The 2662-nt window shown below is 61.0% G+C and carries 5 protein-coding genes; all 5 read left to right on the forward strand.

Going from position 1 to position 2662, the window contains the following annotated elements; translation table 11 throughout:
* Nucleotides 1-353 precede the first annotated feature (353 nt).
* The 5 genes from ACK1VC_RS26750 to ACK1VC_RS26770 all read left to right on the forward strand — a co-directional run bounded on the left by ACK1VC_RS26750 (nucleotide 354) and on the right by ACK1VC_RS26770 (nucleotide 2635).
* Nucleotides 354-575, forward strand: coding sequence for a hypothetical protein (locus ACK1VC_RS26750; protein WP_172455932.1), 222 nt, complete (start codon nucleotides 354-356; stop codon nucleotides 573-575).
* Nucleotides 572-823 (forward strand): DUF3077 domain-containing protein, encoded by a 252-nt coding sequence (locus ACK1VC_RS26755; protein WP_060517655.1) that lies wholly within the window; start codon nucleotides 572-574, stop codon nucleotides 821-823. The genes ACK1VC_RS26750 and ACK1VC_RS26755 overlap by 4 nt, the downstream gene beginning before the upstream one ends.
* 196 nt (nucleotides 824-1019) lie before the next feature.
* A complete protein-coding gene (locus tag ACK1VC_RS26760) occupies nucleotides 1020-1583 on the forward strand; it encodes a GNAT family N-acetyltransferase (protein WP_016484950.1) in 564 nt (187 codons plus the stop codon).
* A gap of 105 nt (nucleotides 1584-1688) precedes the next feature.
* Nucleotides 1689-2228 carry a hypothetical protein gene (locus ACK1VC_RS26765; RefSeq protein ID WP_095115825.1) on the forward strand — a complete coding sequence of 180 codons (540 nt, stop codon included), beginning with the start codon at nucleotides 1689-1691 and terminating at the stop codon, nucleotides 2226-2228.
* A gap of 20 nt (nucleotides 2229-2248) precedes the next feature.
* Nucleotides 2249-2635 carry a lysozyme inhibitor LprI family protein gene (locus tag ACK1VC_RS26770; protein ID WP_016484952.1) on the forward strand — a complete coding sequence of 129 codons (387 nt, stop codon included), beginning with the start codon at nucleotides 2249-2251 and terminating at the stop codon, nucleotides 2633-2635.
* The last annotated feature ends 27 nt before the right edge of the window (nucleotides 2636-2662 follow it).

Consider the following 2662-nt stretch of genomic DNA (forward strand, 5'->3'; position numbering starts at 1 on the left):
CAAGGCCGCTCCCACAGGGATCGCGCTAGCCATCAGCTGTAAGAAAATTCTGAACCTGAAACCAAATGCTTCAGGTTGCCAAGGATTGGGATTTATCCTACGACCTCAGTCGGATGCCGTCTGACATACGGGGAAATGCTCCAGCGGTAACTTCATTGCTCGCCCAAAAGGCGAGCGAGTGTGAGAACTCGTCGTTGGTAGTCTTCCTGTCAGTTCATGGCAGCTGTGCGCGTGCAGGCTTCGGTCTGACCGTGGTGACTCCAACACGGGCTTCTCACCTCGCGCACGGCTGCCGCCCAAATCTGTGAGAAGGATTTCAGGTGGTTGCTCCTTTGAACCTATTGGAGTCAATCATGAAAAAACTTGTCCCTGATCCACCCGTTACAGACCTGACCTACCAAGCCGCCAAGTCCCAGGCCACACAGGTCATGGACACCCTTTCCAGCATCATCATCCAGTATCTCGACGCCGAAGCTCCGGTTTTGCGTGCTTCATTGCTCGAAGCCATGTCGGCCCAGACCAGCCAGCTGCATGCCCTGCTAGCCCATATGAAAGCGCTGGAGGCAAAGGCATGACCAACCACCTCAAATCCCGCACCACCGCAGGCGTGGAAAAATTCCTTGAGCTGTACCGGGTTGAACCAGGTGTACCGCTTGATCTGGCATTCGATGAATTGTCGGTACTGATCGGCTGCATCAAGCACCTGAACGAGGAAGCCGAGATGGAGGGCGACAAGATCGCCGGCAGCGCAGCGCGGATTCTCAGTGCCATGGCCAAGGCGCTGATCAATGACATGGAAATGGGCTTGAACCGAGGCGCCTGAGCGATTTTTGGAGCCGCTTTGCGGCCCCATCGCCGGCAAGCCAGGCTCCCACAGGGTGCGTGCAAGGCTCCGGGCCTGTGGTGAACCTGTGGGAGCCTGGCTTGCCAGCGATGGGCTGCAAAGCAGCCCCGGGCTGCCTGAACCCTGCACTTGACGTTAAACTGTCATCTCCCCAGCAATGGACAGGAGATCCGGCGTGACCCCACCCCGCAGTTTCCCCAGTGACCTCTGCCTCGACAGCCCGCGTCTGCAATTGCGCCCCATGCGCCATGCCGATGCCGCGCAATGGCTGGCGATCATGGCCGACCCCGAGGTCATGCGTTATTGGCACCATGCACCCTGGCAAGACCTGGCCGAAGCCGAAAGCGCCCTGGCCGCCGACCGCGAAGCCTATGCCAATGGCGACCAGCTCAAGCTCGGCATGTATCGCCGTGACAATGGTGAGCTCATCGGCATGGTGCAGCTGTTCAACATCGACGATGTGTCCCGCCGCGGCGAAATCGGCTACTGCCTGGCCAGTGCCGTGCAGGGCAGGGGCTACATGGACGAAGCATTGACCTGCTTCATCGATTACCTCGCCCACACCCTGCACCTGCGCCGCCTGGAAGGCGAAATCGACCCCCGCAACCAAGGCTCGGCGCGCACACTCGAGCGCCAGGGCTTCGTGCTGGAGGGCACCCTGCGGGCACGCTGGTGTGTGGCCGGTGAATTGTCTGACTCGGGTATCTATGGCTTGTTGCTTGAGCCACCCGTTGCATAGTCTTGCGCCGCATGGTGTCTCCGTGCGGCAACCATCCAGGGTCTGGAAGCGGGGCAGGGCCTGGGTTAAGGTCGTAGGCTGTCCCGTTTCCTCCAGGTGTGCCCCTTGCCCGTTTTCTACCTTAGCATCAGCCTGCTGCTGTATCTGCTCGCCCTGTTTTTCGATGGCGCGCTGATGAGTGGCGATCGCCACATGCCGGCCCTGCAAATGTTGCTGTACGGGCCATGGGGTATGCCGTTCGGCTTGTACCAATGGTTTGCCAACCCGCTGCTGGCCCTGGCCATTCTTGCCCATCGACGGTTCCGCCGCCTGGCATTGCTGGCCGGGTTGGTGGCCGCGTACTTGGCGGCCAGCAGTTTCGGCATCACCCGCCTTCCGGACAACCAGAGCTATGAGTTCCACGACCTGACCGGTTTCGGTGCTGGCTTTTATCTATGGCTGGCGGCCATTGGGGTGTTTTGCCTGGGGCAGGCCTGGCATTGCTGGAAGGCACGTAGCGCCGACGACATGCCGGGCTGGAACTGGCTGGATGTGGCGTTGATTGCGGCGCTGGGCGTGGCGCTCTATTCGGCAACGCAGATGCCATCGTTGCGCTTCCAGCCAGGCAAGGTACTGATGCCGCCGGAACAGCCGCAGTCGTTTTGATACCCGCAAGGAGGGTTTGCATGATCAAGCATTGCCTGACAGGCCTGGCACTGGCCGGCATTTTGCCGCTGGCCGTGGCGGACGATTACACGCCGGCCTACGGCCAGTGCATGGACAAGGCCTCCAGCACCGTGGCCATGAGCCAGTGCATCCAGGCCGAGACGCACGTGCAGGACCAGCGCCTGAACCGGGTGTACAAGCAGTTGATGGGCAAGCTGGATGCCGGGCAGCAGAAAAGCCTGCGGGATGTGCAGCGTAAATGGCTGGCCTACCGCGATGGCAATTGCCAGTTCCATGTGCAGGCCAGTGGCGGGACCATGGCGCAGCTGGAGGGAGGGTCATGCATGATGGACATGACCCGCGACCGGGCGGCAGAGCTGGAACGGGTGCTCAGCCCGGGGCAATGACGATGCCTGTACCGGCCTCATCGCCGG

It is taken from the genome of Pseudomonas sp. XP2 (genome assembly GCF_053557975.1).

Excerpts from the sequence above, each read along its gene's own strand:
- ACK1VC_RS26750 (WP_172455932.1), top strand. The coding sequence starts at position 354 with ATGAAAAAACTTGTCCCTGATCCACCCGTTACAGACCTGACCTACCAA.
- ACK1VC_RS26755 (WP_060517655.1), top strand. The coding sequence starts at position 572 with ATGACCAACCACCTCAAATCCCGCACCACCGCAGGCGTGGAAAAATTC.
- ACK1VC_RS26770 (WP_016484952.1), top strand. The coding sequence starts at position 2,249 with ATGATCAAGCATTGCCTGACAGGCCTGGCACTGGCCGGCATTTTGCCG.